The following is a 15,573-nucleotide window of genomic DNA, read 5'->3' on the forward strand; positions in this document are numbered from 1 at the left end:
AATTTCGGACATGGCCCATGTCGTCGCGCTCGCACTCAGCGAAGGCGTACCGATCTTCGAATTGGCCGCCCCGTGCGCGATCTTCGGCGAAGATCGCAGCCAACTGACCGGCACCGACTGGTACACGCTGAAGGTGTGCGGACCGCCCGACGCGCAGGTCGATCGCTGGTTCGCCGCGGCGACGCCGTACACGTACGACGATCTCGCCGTCGCGGACACCGTCATCCTGCCCGCCTGCCACGACGCGGGTCTGAGGCCGGCCGCCGACCTGGTCGATGCCGTTCGGGCCGCCGCGGACCAGGGCGCCCGGATGGTGTCGATCTGCACCGGCGCCTTCGTCCTCGCCGCCGCGGGCGTGCTGAATGGACGTCGGGCGGCGACGCACTGGATGCATGCCCCGACGCTGGCCGAACGCCACCCCGACGTCATCGTCGATCCGGCACCGCTGTTCATCGACCAGGGCAACGTGCTGACTTCCGCCGGCAAATCAGCCGGTACCGATCTCTGCCTGCACCTGGTGCGCAAGGACTACGGCGCCCATATCGCCAATCAGGTCGCCAGGATCCTGGTCGCACCACCCCAGCGGGAAGGGGATCAGCGGCAGTACGTCGATCCTCGGCCGGCTCCCCAAGCCGGCGACAGCATCGGCTCAACGATGCAGTGGGCGCTCGAGCACCTCGACGAGGGAACGACTGTCGAGCAACTCGCCAGGCATGCTCGGGTCAGCGTCCGCACGTTGCACCGGCACTTCGTTCAGCGGACCGGTGCGAAACCACTGGAGTGGCTGAACAGTCAACGCGTTCAGCGCGCCCAGCAACTCCTCGAAACGACCGACCTGCCGGTCGAACGGATCGCCGGTTTGGGCGGCTTCGGGACCTCGGCCGCCTTGCGCCGGCACTTCCAGGACGCACTCGGCACCACCCCGGACCTCTACCGCAGAACCTTCACTGCCTGACTCGTCAAAGGTGTGCGAGATCGCGGAAGAAGGCGCGGATGTCCGTGACCAGGAAGTCCGGTTCTTCCAGGGCCGCGAAATGGCCGCCGCGCGGGTAGCTCGTCCAGCGGACGATGTTGTTCGTCTTCTCGGCGATGTGTCGCAAGGGGATGAAGTTGTCGTCGGGAAAGTCCGCGAGTGCTGTCGGTGTGGTGGACGCTTCGATCGGCCGGCCCGAAGACGCGGCATGGCTGCGCTCGTAGTAGATCCGCGCGGCCGGGCCGGCGGTCCTGGTGAACCAGTAGAGCGACACATTCGTGAGCAGGTGGTCCCGGTCGATCGGGCTGCCCGACCACTCCTCGAACTTCTCCGCGATCCAGGCCAGTTGCCCGACAGGGGAGTCCGTCAACGCGTAGGCGACTGTCTGCGGACGGGTGGCCTGCAGGTCGGCGTACCCCTGCTTCTCTTTGAGCCAGCCCTCGAATCGGTGCCATGACGCCCACGTGCGTTCGCGTTCCGCGGGGTCGAGCGGCGCGAGCTCTTCCTCGGTCGGTTCCGACGTTGCGCCTGCGCCCGGGATGAGGTTGAGGTGTACGCCGATGACGCGCTCGGGCTGGATCCTGCCGAGCTCCTGCGAGATCGCCGCACCCCAGTCACCACCTTGTACGCCGTACCGGTCGTACCCGAGACGCTCCATCAGCTCGGCGAAGGCGCGCGCGACCCGGTTCGCCTCCCAGCCGGTGTCGTGCGTCGGTCCCGAGAGCGTGAAGCCGGGGATGCTGGGCATCACCAGAGAGAACGCGTCCGCCGGGTCACCGCCGTACCGGCGTGGGTCGGTCAGTGGGCCCGCGATCTGCTGGAACTCGACGATCGAGCCGGGCCAGCCGTGCGTGACCAGGAGCGGCGTCGCGTCCGGCTCGGGTGATCGGACGTGCGCGAAGTGGATGCGGGCACCGTCGATCGTGGTGGTGAACTGCTCCCACTCGTTGAGCTGCGCCTCAGCCTTCCGCCAGTCGTACTCGTGCCGCCAGTAGTGCACGAGGTCCTGCAAGTACTTCAGCGGTACGCCGTACGCCCACCCGACGCCGGTCAGTTCCTCCGGCCAGCGGGTCAGCTCGAGACGTCGGTGAAGCTCGTCGATCTCGTCCTGCGAAACTTCCAGCCGAAACGATTCGATGCTCATGGCAACACCATCTCGCACCCGGGGCCGGCACCGCATGCGGGTTTCAGGCCGTCGCCAGGCGCGGCCCGGCATGACCGGCCAGGCAGACCCAGCGGCCGGCCACCAGGACCCACGTCTGGGTCATCGGCATCCGGAAGGATTCGACTCCGGACCCTGAATCGACCTGATCTGTCACGACACAACGCAGTACGGCGGCGTCGCCGGCCACGACGACGACCTCGATGTCGGTCAGTACCTGGGTATGCCAGACCAAAGGTCCGGACGTGTTGGACGCGACGTACCGCTCGCGATCGAACTGTTCACCGCGATGCGATGTCCAGTGGAAGTCAGGATGGAGCAGTGCCAGCAACCGCTCAGCATCCCTTCGCGCCAACGCGTCCGCTCGTTCGAGCGCAGCAGCCACGACCTCGTCCCTAGTCTCCGCCACGCCCACATTCTTTCAGCCCGCTGGCTGGCTGCTGCTAGCCGGCAGCTGCGTTCACAATCCCCAGCCGTACCTGACTCGGTCGCGGCCGGAGGAATTGCGGACGGTCAGGTTGAGGTTGGTTCCGCTGCCGCTCAGGGCGAACATCGAATACCAGTCGTAATTGCCGCCATTGGTGGGCTTTCCGCCGAGTGCGGGCCAATAGGTACCACCCATCTGATTGTCGCGCATGACCTGGGTGACGGCCCGCAGATAACGCACGTAGTTGTCGGTGCTGCCCGAATCCGCATAGTTGAGACCGGTGGACATCGGCGCGCCGTACTCGGTCATCACCGCGCGGGACGCGCAGTTTCCGAGCCGGGTCTGGATATGGCTGCGGAAAGCGTCGTACGTCATCGGGCCGTAGAAGAAGGTGTAGTAGTGGAAGGAGAGCAGCGTTCCGCTGAAGCGGCTGTCGTTGCAGATGTCCCGCAGGTCCTGGCTGTAACCGGTGCCGCCGATGAGCACCCGGCTGCGCACCGCCGAATAGTGGTAGCTGAGCCAGTTCGCCGCGACGTTCCGCCAGTCCGCCGAACTGTAACCGTGCGGCTCGTTCATCGGCTCGAAATAGACATTGGTGTTCGCGCCGTAGGTGCTGGTCACCCGGGACCACATCGTGTTCCACGCCGTGTAGTCCGTGACCTTGCCGCCCGAGGCGGCACCGTCCTCCCAATAGGCGAGAATGACCTTGAACCCGCGCTCGGTGGCGGCGTCGATGGCGCCCCGGTAGTTGTTCCACCAGGTCGTGCCGACGGTGTGGGTGTTGATCGGCAGGCGGACGGTGTTGACGCCCACCGCTGCCATGTCGTCGTACACGGCATTGGCCTTGGCGCGTACGGTCGCGTTGCTGTCGTTCTGGCTCAGGCCCGAAATGACGAGCGGGCCTTTGCTGAAGTTGTCACCCAGGACGGCCCAGTTCATACCGCGGAACTGGTTGGTGGTGGCGCCGGCCGGCGCCGAGGTGGCGACGATGCCACTGAGGGCGAGGACCATCACCACCAGCAGGGTCAGTGATCGGCGTAATGCTGTGGTGCGGGAATGGGGCGGTCTTCCGTTCATCGTTTTGCCTCTTCTGAGCGCTCGAGGGTCTACGGCTTTACCTGTTCAGGAATATCCGGCCCCGCACCGAGCGGTGTCCATCCGTTGATCAGAGGTGGGCAAGAACGTTCAGACCCGAACATGCCGGGTGAGATGAGACCGAATCATTTCAGGAGGTTGGGTCGATGATTTCCTTGATCAGCCAGTCGACGGCGCGGTCGGGGTACGGGCGGGGGAGTGAGAGGACGATGTGATCGAAGCCCAGTGCAATTGCCTTGCGGACGATCGCGCGCGTCTCCGCCGGGTCGGAGTACGAGACGATTTGTTGCAGCGACCGGCTGATCGTCGCGGGGTCCCGGCCGATCCGCTCGCATTCTGTGTCGAGCCGTCGTAGCCGGTCGGCGAGTGTGTCGAAGTCGGTGTGTGGCGGGCCGCCGATGTTCCAGCTGTCGGCGTACTCCGCGACGAGTCGCAGCATCCGGTTGCCCCAGCCGCCGATGAGAAGCGGCGGGCCGGGTCGCTGGATCGGCTTCGGCTCGTTCCGGTTCTGCTCGAGGGTGTAGTAGCGGCCGTGGAAATCGAACACGTCCTGGGTCCACATCCCGCGCAGGATCTGGATGGTCTCGCGAAGCCTGTCGACGCCTTCACCTGGCGGCACGAGCGTCAGCCCGTAGGCGGCGTACTCCTCGATGGCCGGGTTGGGGCCGGGGATTCCGCTCAGACCCGCCGGCTGATGGGTGCCGCCGGCGCCGAGACCCATGACGAGCCTGCCGCCGGAGATGACGTCGAGGGTGGTGGCGATCTTGCCGAGCACGGCCGGCGGGCGGATGCGGTTGCTGGTCACGAGCAGGCCGAAGCGGAGGCGCGTGGTCTGTGCGGCGAGTGCGGTCAGCAGTGTCCAGCCCTCGTAGATCTCGCCGTCCTTCGGGCCGGCCAGCGGGAGGTAGTGGTCCCACAGCCACGCGTCCCGGATCTGCGGGGCCTGGTCGGCTTCGAGCCAGACGCGCCGGATATCGGCGTACGGGACATGCATCGGGGTCGTCTTCAAGCCGAAGGTCACAGTCATATCATCAGGGTAACTGATGATCAGCTCACCTGACGATCAGGGGAGCTGTAGATTGGGCTGCATGGTGTCCGACCGGTTGGGGTATCTGCTCAAACACGTGCTGGCCGAGCTCACCGACGCCCAGGCGGCCGCACTTGCGCCACAGGGGATCAACGGCCGCGATCTCGCCGTACTCTCGGCCGTCGCGTCGGGGGAGCCGCTGTCACAGCTGGAGGTCGCCGCGCGGCTCCGGGTCGACCGGACCTCGATCGGCGACCTGCTGGACGGGTTGGAAGAACGAGGCCTCGTCGAGCGCCGACGCAGTACGGAGGACCGCCGCCGCAATGTGGTCGTGCTGACCGCGCAAGGCGAGTCCACGTTCGAAGCAGCCGAACGAATCCGCCTGGACGTCGAGCGCGACTTCTTAGCCGCCCTCCCGCACCCCGCCCGCTTCCGCAAGGACCTACGCCTACTACTCGGCGAATAACGCGTTGTCGGTGCCGGAGTCGCCGTTCATAGTTGGGGTGTGGACTGGTCGTTGGAGGTTCGGGTCGATCGGCGGTTGGAAGAGGAGTTGACCGAGCAACTGGTGTCGTTCAACAGGGCGGCTTCGCCGGTCGTCGACGTGCGGTTCGAGCCGGACAACCTGAAGTCCGAGCCGGTCCAGGTGTACGCCGTGACGGGCGACGGGTCCTTGATCGGCGGGTGCGTCGGCCGGGTCGAGCGGGTCTGGCACTGGCTGACGGTCGACCTGATGTGGGTCGACCGGACCTGGGCGGGACGTGGCATCGGCTCGGCTCTGCTCGCGGCACTGGAACACGAGGGCCGGTCCCGTGGCTGCCGCTGGTCGGACGTCACCACGTTCGACTTCCAGGCCCCCGACTTCTACCGCAAACAGGGCTATAAGGAGTACGGCGTCAAACACAACTACCCGCCCGGCCACTCCAACCACTTCCTCCGCAAGGACCTCTGAGCCGCTCCACGGATGTTGCTTTAGGCAACGCGAGTCTGCTGGGGAGCCGGTCAGGTCAGCGGCGGATCCACTTCACCGTTCCGCCGCTCGCGGACATCACCGCGCCGACGACGAGCACGCCTACCGAGGCCGGCGGTAGACCGGGCCGCAGGTTCGGTCAGTGTGAGCCGTTGTCGTCGAGCAATTCGGTGAGGCGTTGGCGGAGTTCGGGCTCGTTGCCGGCGACGTCGACCAGCTTGTCGCGGCTGGTGGCGCCGCGTACCAAGGTCACCGCGGCACGTCGTACGCCGAACGCGGTCGCGACTGACTCCAGCACGGCCTTGGTCGCCTGCCCTTCCACTGCGCGAGCTTTGACGGCGACGACGAGAGCCGGTCCGCCGACGCCGTCGTACCGGCCGCCGACTGTTGAGCGGGAGGCCCCTGGCCGAACCCGTAGCAGCACTCTCAAAGCGTGGGCGCCGTTCCTGGTCCGGTCAGCGTTTCGGCCAGCCAGTCATAGGAGAGGCGGCCGCTGACTGCGTGCTCGACCCCAGGCACCAGATCGCTCCGGAAGCAGTCGGCTGCTTCGAGGTCGGTATAGACCGCCGATACCGACTCCACGGCCGACCGAAAGCCGGAAGCGGGGAAGATGGGGTCCTCTGCGCCCGACTCGAGGAAGAGCGGCCGAGGTGCGAGTAAGGCGAGAAGGTCGGGCTGCTCGGCCACGGTGAGCAGGCCGGGAACGAAGTTGCACGCGCAGTGGTGCACGGCCAGGAAGCTGTCCGCAAAGGTGTTGGCGAAGCCGCAGAGAACGCCGGCCCGGATTCGCTCGTCGAGCGCCATCGCGATCATCGACCACAGTGAGCCACCTGAGTGACCGAAGATTCCGATCCGGTCGCGATCGATGTCGGGGTGTGCCGCGACCGCGTCGAGCACCCCCAGCAACTCTGCGATTCGCAAGCCCGTGAGGGTGTAGCCGCTCATCATCAGCTCCATCGAGAGCCGATAACAAGAACTGGGCGCCGCCGAGTCGTAAGCCCGGTCGACGTCGGTCATCCGCTCACCAAATCCCACCACGTCGGGAGCGATGACGACCAATCCTCTGCGGACAAGCTGCACAGCGAACCGGCCGTAGAGATCGTTGCCATCGGCATCAGAGCTGTCGTCGGCTCCCAGGCCGATGATCTGACGGCTGCCATAGCCATGCCCGTGCACGGCCAACACCCCGGGCGACGGCGCACGTATCCCGTCCGGCACCAGAACGTAAGCCCCGAACCGAATCCCCGGCAGCACCTCGAGCTCCACCCGGTCACGCCGATAGCCGTCACACGGCACCCGCTCGACCACCGACAACTCCGGCTCCGAGAGGCGCTCGAACGGATCCACCAACGACCGCAGGAACCCAAGCCGCCCCGCTCGCGACACCGACCCCCGCGCCACCCCGGCGCGCACCCTCAACTCGCCCAGCAGAGCGTCGACTCCGTCGTTCACGATGTCCCCCAAACCACCACCGCATCCTAGACGCGAATTCCCCGCCACAGAACACAGCGAGCGCTCGGGGCGATGGAGGATGGTCCACTTGTCGGTAGGAACGGTGGAGGAAGGTCTATCGAGGGCTGGTCGTTGGGCTGGTTGAGTACTGGCATGAGATCAGCTGCTGTACCGACTCTTGTTCCCGCGCGTTCGGGGCGCGCGGTGCGAGTTGCGCGGGGTGAGTACATCCGGGTGACCGATGTGGAAGGTGGGCAGGTCGGTGACCTGTTCGCCTTCGTGGCCGGCGATCCGTCGGGCGGGTATCTCAGCGCCTCGCATACCCGGACCGCCACCGGCCGCATGTTCCCGGCGGTGAACGAGACCTTTGTGACCGACCGGCGGCGGCCGATGCTGACCCTGGTCGATGACACGTCGCCCGGGCATCACGATCTGCTGATCGCTGCCTGCGACCCGCAGCGGTACGCCGAGCTGGGCGTGCCCGACCACCCGTCCTGCACAACGAACCTGATCACCGCGCTGGCGACGATGGGCCTCGCCGCGCCGGTCGTTCCCCAGCCGGTGAACGTGTTCATGCGGGTTCAGGCCGACGCGGACGGCCGGCTCGACTGGTTGCCGGCGGCCACCAGTGCCGGAGACAGCATCACCTTCCGCGCTGAGCTCGACTGCGTCGTCGTGCTGTCCGCCTGTCCCCAGGACCTGACCGTGATCAACGGCAAGAACCCCACCGCCCTCGCACTCGATGTACTGGAGGAGATCCGATGACCGACCACCTGAAGCATCCCGCACTCCAACCGGTGCGGATCGGGCCGCACGCGTTGCCGAACAGGCTCGTGGTCGCCCCGATGACCCGCACCTCGGCCACGCCCGACGGCATTCCGACCGCCGAGATGGCGCAGTACTACGCCGACTTCGCGGCCGGCGGCTTCGGCGTGATCCTGTCCGAGGGCACCTACACCGACACGGAGTACAGCCAGGGATACCTGAACCAGCCGGGACTGGCCAGCGAAGAACACGTCGCCGGTTGGCGCGACGTCACCGAGCAGGTCCACGCTGCCGGCGGCCGCATTTTCGCGCAGTTGATGCACGCGGGCGCGCTGTCCCAGGGCAATCCGTACCGCTCGGACACCACGGGTCCGTCGGCGGTCCAGCCACTCGGCGAGATGATGCCGGACTACGGCGGCAGTGGTCCATGGCCGGTCCCGCACGAACTGACCAAGCACGACCTGGACGCTGTCGTGGAAGGCTTCGTCGCCGCGGCGCTTGCCGCAGTACGGGCTGGTTTCGACGGCGTCGAGGTACACGCGGCGAACGGGTATCTGCTCGACCAGTTCCTCACCGACTACACGAACCAGCGCACCGACGAGTACGGCGGTCCGGTGGCCAACCGGATCCGCCTGACCGCCCGGGTGACGGCGGCCATCGTCGACGCGCTGCCGGCCGGGCTTCCTGTCGGGGTCCGACTGTCGCAGACGAAGGTGAACGACCTGGTCTACCGCTGGCCGGGCGGAGCAGCCGATGCCGAGGTCGTGTTTCCCGCGGTCGCCGGGGCCGGCGCGACGTACCTGCACCTGGCCAGCGAGGGACGCGACTGGCTGGAGACCTCGACCCTTCCGGACGGCCGTACCATCACCGGACTGGCCCGCCGGCTGACCGGCTTGCCGGTGATCGCCAACGGCGGCATGCACGACCCGGCGCAGGCCGCGCAGGTGCTGGCCGACGGCCACGCCGACCTGGTGTCGGTCGCTCGCGGTGCCCTGGTGAACCCGGACCTCCCGAAGCGGCTGGCCGAGGGATCGCAGCTGCGCGTCTTCGACCGGAACATGCTCCACCCGGATGTCACCCTCGCGACCGCACGGGCGTGGCAGGCTGTCAGGTCATGAGCCCCAGCTGGTCCGACGGCGCCGCGGCGGTGGCCGCCCTGACCTTCGACGTCGACGCGGAGACGCCGGTACTGGCCCGCGGCCGGCGCTACGCCGAGCACGTCTCGACCATGTCTCACCAGGCGTACGGTCCGGACGTCGGCGTACCGCGGATCCTCGACCTGCTGGACGAGCTCGAGGTCGCGGCGACCTTCTTCGTCCCTGGCTGGGTCGCCGAGCAACGCCCGGGCCTCGCCGCCTCGATCGTCGAGCGCGGGCACGAGGTGGCACATCACTCGTACAGCCATCGGCCGCCGACGTCGTTGACCGGCCAGGAGGAGCGTGACGACTTCGAGCGGGCGCTGGCGGTGTTCGATGCCCAAGGCATCGAGGTGTTCGGGCACCGTGCCGCCCTGTGGGAGGCGACCACGCGGACCGCGGAACTGATCGCCGAGCATGGCTTGCTGTACGACTCGTCGTTGATGGGCGACGACCGGCCGTACCTGCTGCAGGCGGGCGGAGTGGTCGAGCTGCCGGTGCACTGGTCGCTGGACGACTGGGAGCAGTACGCGTTCCTGCCGGAGCCGGACATCGGTTCGGTGATCGAGTCGCCGCGCAAGGTTCTGGAGCTGTGGAAGGCCGAGCTCGACGGCATGCGGTTCTATCGGTGCCTGTTCACGCTCTGCCTGCATCCGTTCCTGTCCGGCCGGCCTGGTCGCTTGATGGCGGTGCGGGAGCTGATCGAGTACGCCCGGTCGTGCGGCGACGTGAGCTTTGCCCGGTGCCGCGACATCGCCGTACGGGCGCAGGCGGACGACACGCTGCCGGTGCGGCCGGTGTCCGTGCCGCATGCGAGTCGGGACGTCTACCCGGACTGAACCAGCTCGTCGGCTTCCAAGGCCAGGTAGAGATCGACCCGGTCCTCGGTCCGGGTGACGTCGCGGCCGGTCAGCTCGGTGATCTTCGCCAGCCGGTTGCGCAAGGTGTTGACGTGCACGTACAGGGCGGCCGCGGTCGCGCCGTACTGGCCGTCGTGCTGGAGGAAGGCCCGCAGAGTGACCTCCAGATTCGCGGCGCGCTTGTGGTCGAACTCGCGCAGGGGCCGCAAGATCCCGTCCGCGAACCCGCGCAGTGTCTCGGTGGTCTGCAGACCCAGCAGCAATCGATGGGTGCCGAGGTCGTGGAACGACGCGACGGCCGGCGTCGACCGGCGCCGTAGTACCCGGCAGGCCTCACGGGACTGGATCAGTGGCTGCCGGAGCGCCTGGGCATTGGCCGCCGGCTCGCCCAGCCCGATCACCGTACGGCGGTCCGGGAAGCGCCGTGTGATCGTGCGGTGCAAAGCTGCGGCCAACTCGCGCACGTCCTGCCGAGGCCGCTGCAGTACGGCCACCACATCTTGGGTGCCTCCGGCAACGACCACGGCGAGGCCCGTCGCCAGGAAGAAGCCGCTGATTGTTTCGGTGAGCCCGGGCAGCGTGGATTCCTCCCCGTCGGCGAAGGCGGTGGTCAGCACGATCAGCTCACCGCCCGGGTCGACTCCGAACGCCCGCAACCGGTCCGGGACCTCCGCGGCTCGCTGGGCACCGGAGAGAATCATGTCGAGCAGTTCGCTGGCGAACCGCAGCTCGATCGCCTGCACTGCTTGCTGTTTGGCGACCTCCAAGCTCAGGAAACGAGCCGCCTGCTCGAGCGCGTCCTGCTCCGCCCGGCTCAGCTCGGCCAACGGCCGCACGCAGACAAGAGCCGCGTCGGTGTCGCCGACAGCGCCGACCAGGAACAACGTCGCCCGGCCGATCCCCGCCTCGAGATCCACCTCCAGCGCGGGCGGCCGCCGAGCCAGACCCGCCGCGATCAGCCGGCATTGCTCGGGGGTGAGCTGCGCGCCGGCCGCCGCCAATGGGCGCGCCATCCGGTCCACCACGACCAGCGGCAGATCGTGCTCACGCCGGAGAACGGCCAGTACGCCGGACGCTCCAGCACCGTGCGAGATCGCGGCGGCCAGCGCGTCTCCACGCCGTACCATCCCCACCAGCGCATCACGGCGTTGATCGGCCTGGAGCATCGACGCGGCCTGCGTCACGGCGGTGAACGGTACTTCGATCGCGATCTCCGCCAGCGGCAACGCGAGCCGCTCGCACGCCCGCACCAGTTCGTCGGGCGTCGACGGCGCCTCCTCGCGCAGCCCGAACACGATTCCGGCGGCACCCGCGCGGTGCACGTTAGCCGCGAACTCCGCCGCGGTCGTCTCGGCCAGCCACAGACCGTTGGTGAGCACGAGTTCCCGCTCCCGCACGTACGCCGACGGGTCGGGCAGTTCCGTGTTGTGCACCCACAACGCCTCGCGCTCCAGCGCGCCCGGCGCTCCGGGGACCAGCACCGTCAGCTCCAGAGCCGGATCCCGAACCAGGGCAGCAAGACTGAGCACCCTGTGAACATATCCAGCCGGGGCGGATTTCACTAGAGGTTCAGCCACTGACCCGAGCATGTTCCGACTGCTTTCCTGGGCCGATCAGCGTGACCTGTCGCACTATTGCCTGGAGGCCGTCATGCGTACCGAGACCGAAGCCGTTCCCTTCGATGCCCACGGCGTCGACCCGATCCCGGCCGGCGGCCGGGACTCCACCCCGCGCGAGCAGTTCTGGATCTGGTCCGGGGCGAACCTCGCCCCGATCAACTGGGTGCTCGGGGCACTCGGCATCACGCTCGGGCTGAGTCTGCTGGAAACCCTGCTCGTTGTTGCCATCGGCAACCTGATGGGCTGCGCGGTGTTCGGGTTGTTCAACGTCATCGGCCACCGGACCGCGGTCAACCAGATGGTGCTGGGCCGGGCGGCGTTCGGCCGTCGCGGGGCCGCCGTACCGGGAGTGGTCCAGTGCCTGCTCACCATGGCCTGGGTCGGGGTCAACACCTGGGTGGTGCTGGATCTGGTGCTGGCGATTCTCGGCAAGCTCGGGGTGCACGGCGGCGTCGTACTGGAGTACCTGGTGGCGGCCGTGATCATGATCGTCCAGCTCGGACTCGCGCTGTACGGCTTCTACGCGATTCGCACGTTCGAGAAGTACACCGTGCCGCTCACTGTCCTCGTGATGGCGGTGATGACGGTGCTGGCGTTGAGCCAGGCCGATCTGCACTGGACCGCCGCGAGCACCGACGGACCAGCGGCGAAGGTCACCGCGATCACGCAACTGATGACCGCGATCGGGATCGGCTGGGGCCTGAGCTGGCTGCCGTACTCCGCGGACTACAGCCGCTTCGTCCGGCCGTCCGCATCCAGCCGGGCGGTGTTCTGGTCATCCATGCTCGGGATGTACGTGCCGACCGTATGGCTCGCCGCTCTCGGCGCCTGCCTGGCCAGCGCGGGCAGCGGCAGCGACCCGTCGACGCTCGTGATCAGCACATTCGGCGCGTTGGCGCTGCCGGTACTGCTGCTGATCATGCACGGGCCGGTCGCCACCAACATCCTGAATCTGTACTCCTGCTCGCTGGCCGCGCTCTCGATCGGTGTCCGCGCGGCCCGCTGGAAGGTCACCCTGGTAGCCGGTCTGGTCGCCTCCGGTGTACTGGTCGTCTTCGTCCGCGCCGACAGCTTCGCGTCCGCCTTCGACCAGTGGATGGTGTCGATCCTGGTCTGGATCAGTCCGTGGGCAACGATCGTCGGCCTCGACTATTTCGTCGTACGCCGTGGCCGGCTCGACATCGCCGAGCTGTACGCCGCGGACTCGGCGTACGGGCGTTGGAACAAGGGCGCCCTGCTGAGTCTCGCGGCCGGGCTGGTGGCGGGCTGGTGCTGGCAGTACGGGCTGGTCCCGGCGATGCAGGGACCGATGGCCACGGCGATGAACGGGACCGACTTCTCGTGGTTGTCCAGTTCGCTCGTCGCCGGTGGGCTGTACTGGCTGGTCTCGCGGCAGCGCAGCATCGTGAAGGTCGCCAGCGTGGGGTGGGAGGGCCGGTGAACGTCGGTCTGCTGACGACCGGTGGGACGATCGCGTCCGCGCCGGGACCTGATGGCACGGTCGGCGTGGCCGTGGCCGGCCGCGACCTGCACGGCCTCGACGACTGGCCGGTGCCGGTGACAGTACGGGAAGTGGCGCTGCGGCACAGCTTCGCGCTGTCACTTGCGGAGGTACGAGATCTCGTGAGCACCATCCGCGCCGAGGCAGCGCAGTACGACGGCCTTGTTGTCACCCACGGCACGGACACGCTGGAGGAGACCGCGTACCTCCTCGACCTGGTGACGCCTGCCGACTCGGTTCCCGTCGTACTGACCGGCGCACAGCGTCATGCGGGGGAGCGGGACGGCGATGGGCCACGCAATCTCGCCGACGCGGTCCGGATCGCCGCCTCGCCGGCGGCTCGTGGCCTGGGCCCCCTCGTCGTCATGGACGGCCGGATCCACGCCGCCCGCCAGGCCGTCAAGGCGCACACCCTGGCGCTCGACGCGTTCGCGTCGTTCGACGGCGGCCCGATCGGCGAGGTGCGGCGGGGGAGCGTGCGGATCTGGTCGTCACCGGTCCGCCCGGCCGGTTTCGACCTGGCTCCCGTCCTTCCCCGCGTTGATGTCGTCACCTCGTACGTCGGCGCCGACGGCGTCCAACTCGCGGCCTGCCGGGAAGCCGGTGCCCGCGGGATCGTCCTGGAGGCCCTCGGCGCGGGAAATCCGACCCCGGGCCTGCTGGCCGAGGTCCGTCGCTGTCTGTCGGCCGGTCTGCCCGTCCTCGTCACCAGCCGATGTGTGTCCGGCCCGACCGCCGCGATCTACGGCCACGGCGGCGGCGCCGATCTCGCCGCTTCCGGCGCGCTCATGGCCGGTTCACTCCCTTCCTCAAAGGCCCGGCTCCTCCTGTCGATCGCCCTCGCCACCGACGCCCTTCCGCGCCTCGGCGACCACCTCGCCGCCTGAGAGCCGCGTTGTCACACCGGCGGACGTCAACACTGCCTCGCGGCGACTCAGTTGCCATAGGCAACAGAACGGCGCAAGCCTCGTGGTTCCACCGCGGGTGTAGCGCGACGTCCACTCTCTCCGCGGCGAAGCGTGGAAGTGGGCGACCATTTGAGGTGTGAAGTCGCGGCCTCTGGTCGGTCCGTGGCGGTGACATCGGCGCCTATCCGTGCGACTGTGAGAGGACCCGTTGCACCGCAGGACAAGTTGAGAGAGCGGCACGCCCATGAGCAGAGGCGAGCCTGAACGATTCCGGACCTATCTGCACGCCCCGCTCCATATCGGGCAGGAGACCGACGGCCGGGTGATCACGATGATGCCGGTCGGATTGTTGTCGACGTCCAACGCCTCTCAGTTGCGCGACGCGCTCCTGAAATGTGTGGCCGATCAGCCGACAGCGATCGTGGTCGACCTGGCATTGCTTCGCGTTCATCAGATCTATGCCTTGAGTATCTTCGCGTGGTCGCGCGGCAGGCGGCGTTGTGGTCCGGAGTACCGCTGCTGCTGGTCGCGGGGCACGACCTGGAACGCCAGCTTCAGTCCAGGTCGTTAGGGCGCTTTGTCGGGATCTACCCCACGATCCGCGGTGCGTGGGGGGCTATTCCGAAGCGGCCCGTCCGGCTGTTGGCGTTGAGGCGGCTGCCGAACGACGCACGCAGCGCCAGGACGAGCCGTACCCAGGTCGCCGAGACCTGCGAGAGTTGGGGCTGTTCCCGGCTGACGACGGACGCGGTGGCGGTGAGCGACGAGTTGGTCAGCAACGGGCTGCGCTACACCCAGTGCGACCTGAGCCACCGCTTGGAGCTACGACGCGGATTGCTGACTGTCGCCGTGACCGACTCGAGCCCGGAGCCGGCGCAGCTGAGAGAAGAGCGTGACGGCGAGCTGCCGACTGGTGGGTTCGGGTTGCAGCTGGTGTCGGCGTTCTCGGCCGCGTGGGGGTCGTCGCCCACTTCGGCCGGCGGAAAGACCGTCTGGGCAGTACTGCGCTGAAGACCGCCGGGACCCGAGGCTGGGACGTGTCTGCTACGGAATCTCGGGATTCCGGCGCCAAGGCGGCGTTGGGCGTAGTGTCGGAGGGGCAGTGTGCGATTGGCAGTGACCGTGGACAGCGAGTTCATGGGCTGCAGGCAGCGCGCATTGCCGATGAGAGGGAAGCCGATGAACGAGCGACCCACACCAGTGCGGCCTGATGATGTTACGAGTAGAGCCGATGAGCGCGACCGGGTGGATTCGAAGGGCGACCGAACCTCTGCCGCCGACGACCGCGTCAGCCTGACCGCAGCACCCCGCGACCGCCGCTGACCGCCCGAAGGTGACGGTGTTCGACGAGCTGGACGGCCCAGATCGTCATGACGAGGCCGACGAAGACGGTCAGGAGGAGCTCGGCGGCTGAGGTGTCGGCCAGCGCCAGGGCCAGCAGGCCGCTGGTGGTCGCGGCCACCGACAGCAGCGTCGTGAGCCAACTGATGGCGCCGTTGTACTGGTCGTCGGCCAGCATGACCAGCGCGCTGCCGCCGAGCATGAGGGCCAGGGCGGACATCGCGCGCAGATCATCGGCCAGCAGGACCTCCTTGCCTGCCACGACGGCGACATAAGGCACGACGAGGGTGCCGACCAGCGTGGTGGCGACGAGGTCGCGGGTCCGGCGTTCCGCCAT

The 15,573-nt window shown here is 67.9% G+C and carries 18 protein-coding genes; 10 read left to right on the forward strand and 8 right to left on the reverse strand.

Annotated elements, in window-relative coordinates; all coding sequences use genetic code 11:
• Positions 1-10 precede the first annotated feature (10 nt).
• Entirely contained in the window at positions 11-955 is a 945-nt protein-coding gene (locus EV138_RS31705; protein WP_133983553.1) for a GlxA family transcriptional regulator, read from the forward strand.
• Between the two features lie 4 nt (positions 956-959).
• Here the strand turns inward: EV138_RS31705 and EV138_RS31710 are convergent, their stop codons facing one another.
• The 4 genes from EV138_RS31710 to EV138_RS31725 form a co-directional block, all read right to left on the reverse strand.
• Positions 960-2,117, reverse strand: coding sequence for an epoxide hydrolase family protein (locus tag EV138_RS31710; RefSeq protein WP_133983554.1), 1,158 nt, complete (start codon positions 2,115-2,117; stop codon positions 960-962).
• 43 nt (positions 2,118-2,160) lie between these two features.
• Complete coding sequence (locus EV138_RS31715; RefSeq protein WP_166678822.1) at positions 2,161-2,544, reverse strand: nuclear transport factor 2 family protein; 384 nt, start codon at positions 2,542-2,544, stop codon at positions 2,161-2,163.
• Between the two features lie 51 nt (positions 2,545-2,595).
• Complete coding sequence (locus tag EV138_RS31720) at positions 2,596-3,639, reverse strand: glycoside hydrolase family 5 protein (protein WP_133983556.1); 1,044 nt, start codon at positions 3,637-3,639, stop codon at positions 2,596-2,598.
• A 148-nt stretch (positions 3,640-3,787) separates the two neighbouring features.
• Entirely contained in the window at positions 3,788-4,684 is an 897-nt protein-coding gene (locus EV138_RS31725) for an LLM class flavin-dependent oxidoreductase (protein ID WP_166678823.1), read from the reverse strand.
• Between the two features lie 61 nt (positions 4,685-4,745).
• Between EV138_RS31725 and EV138_RS31730 the strand changes: the two genes are divergently transcribed.
• Positions 4,746-5,150 (forward strand): MarR family winged helix-turn-helix transcriptional regulator, encoded by a 405-nt coding sequence (locus tag EV138_RS31730; protein ID WP_133983557.1) that lies wholly within the window; start codon positions 4,746-4,748, stop codon positions 5,148-5,150.
• A 39-nt stretch (positions 5,151-5,189) separates the two neighbouring features.
• Entirely contained in the window at positions 5,190-5,636 is a 447-nt protein-coding gene (locus EV138_RS31735; RefSeq protein ID WP_133983558.1) for a GNAT family N-acetyltransferase, read from the forward strand.
• Positions 5,637-5,793: 157 nt separating this feature from the next.
• Here the strand turns inward: EV138_RS31735 and EV138_RS31740 are convergent, their stop codons facing one another.
• A complete protein-coding gene (locus tag EV138_RS31740; RefSeq protein WP_202867023.1) occupies positions 5,794-6,078 on the reverse strand; it encodes a DUF167 domain-containing protein in 285 nt (94 codons plus the stop codon).
• Positions 6,079-6,080: 2 nt separating this feature from the next.
• Positions 6,081-7,154: a dienelactone hydrolase family protein gene (locus EV138_RS31745; protein WP_369410852.1), complete on the reverse strand. Its 1,074-nt coding sequence runs from the start codon at positions 7,152-7,154 to the stop codon at positions 6,081-6,083.
• Between the two features lie 105 nt (positions 7,155-7,259).
• On the opposite strand from EV138_RS31745, the gene EV138_RS31750 reads away from it, so the two are divergent.
• From EV138_RS31750 to EV138_RS31760, 3 genes are read left to right on the forward strand one after another with little or no spacing between them, the layout of a single operon-like run.
• Positions 7,260-7,871 carry a DUF1989 domain-containing protein gene (locus EV138_RS31750; RefSeq protein ID WP_133983561.1) on the forward strand — a complete coding sequence of 204 codons (612 nt, stop codon included), beginning with the start codon at positions 7,260-7,262 and terminating at the stop codon, positions 7,869-7,871.
• Complete coding sequence (locus tag EV138_RS31755) at positions 7,868-8,989, forward strand: oxidoreductase (RefSeq protein ID WP_133983562.1); 1,122 nt, start codon at positions 7,868-7,870, stop codon at positions 8,987-8,989. The genes EV138_RS31750 and EV138_RS31755 overlap by 4 nt, the downstream gene beginning before the upstream one ends.
• Complete coding sequence (locus EV138_RS31760) at positions 8,986-9,846, forward strand: polysaccharide deacetylase family protein (RefSeq protein ID WP_133983563.1); 861 nt, start codon at positions 8,986-8,988, stop codon at positions 9,844-9,846. Before EV138_RS31755 ends, EV138_RS31760 begins: the two co-directional genes overlap by 4 nt.
• Here the strand turns inward: EV138_RS31760 and EV138_RS31765 are convergent.
• A complete protein-coding gene (locus EV138_RS31765; protein ID WP_133983564.1) occupies positions 9,834-11,396 on the reverse strand; it encodes a PucR family transcriptional regulator in 1,563 nt (520 codons plus the stop codon). The genes EV138_RS31760 and EV138_RS31765 overlap by 13 nt on opposite strands.
• Before the next feature lie 121 nt (positions 11,397-11,517).
• On the opposite strand from EV138_RS31765, the gene EV138_RS31770 reads away from it, so the two are divergent.
• The 4 genes from EV138_RS31770 to EV138_RS31785 all read left to right on the forward strand — a co-directional run bounded on the left by EV138_RS31770 (position 11,518) and on the right by EV138_RS31785 (position 14,906).
• Complete coding sequence (locus EV138_RS31770; RefSeq protein WP_133983565.1) at positions 11,518-12,927, forward strand: cytosine permease; 1,410 nt, start codon at positions 11,518-11,520, stop codon at positions 12,925-12,927.
• On the forward strand, positions 12,924-13,874 hold the full coding sequence (locus tag EV138_RS31775) for an asparaginase (RefSeq protein WP_133983566.1): 951 nt from the start codon (positions 12,924-12,926) through the stop codon (positions 13,872-13,874). The genes EV138_RS31770 and EV138_RS31775 overlap by 4 nt, the downstream gene beginning before the upstream one ends.
• A 265-nt stretch (positions 13,875-14,139) precedes the next feature.
• Entirely contained in the window at positions 14,140-14,466 is a 327-nt protein-coding gene (locus EV138_RS31780; protein WP_133983567.1) for an STAS domain-containing protein, read from the forward strand.
• Between the two features lie 77 nt (positions 14,467-14,543).
• Positions 14,544-14,906 carry an ATP-binding protein gene (locus tag EV138_RS31785; protein ID WP_133983568.1) on the forward strand — a complete coding sequence of 121 codons (363 nt, stop codon included), beginning with the start codon at positions 14,544-14,546 and terminating at the stop codon, positions 14,904-14,906.
• A gap of 277 nt (positions 14,907-15,183) precedes the next feature.
• Here the strand turns inward: EV138_RS31785 and EV138_RS31790 are convergent, their stop codons facing one another.
• A complete protein-coding gene (locus EV138_RS31790) occupies positions 15,184-15,573 on the reverse strand; it encodes a hypothetical protein (protein WP_133983569.1) in 390 nt (129 codons plus the stop codon).

It is taken from the genome of Kribbella voronezhensis (genome assembly GCF_004365175.1).
Classification (GTDB): domain Bacteria; phylum Actinomycetota; class Actinomycetes; order Propionibacteriales; family Kribbellaceae; genus Kribbella; species Kribbella voronezhensis.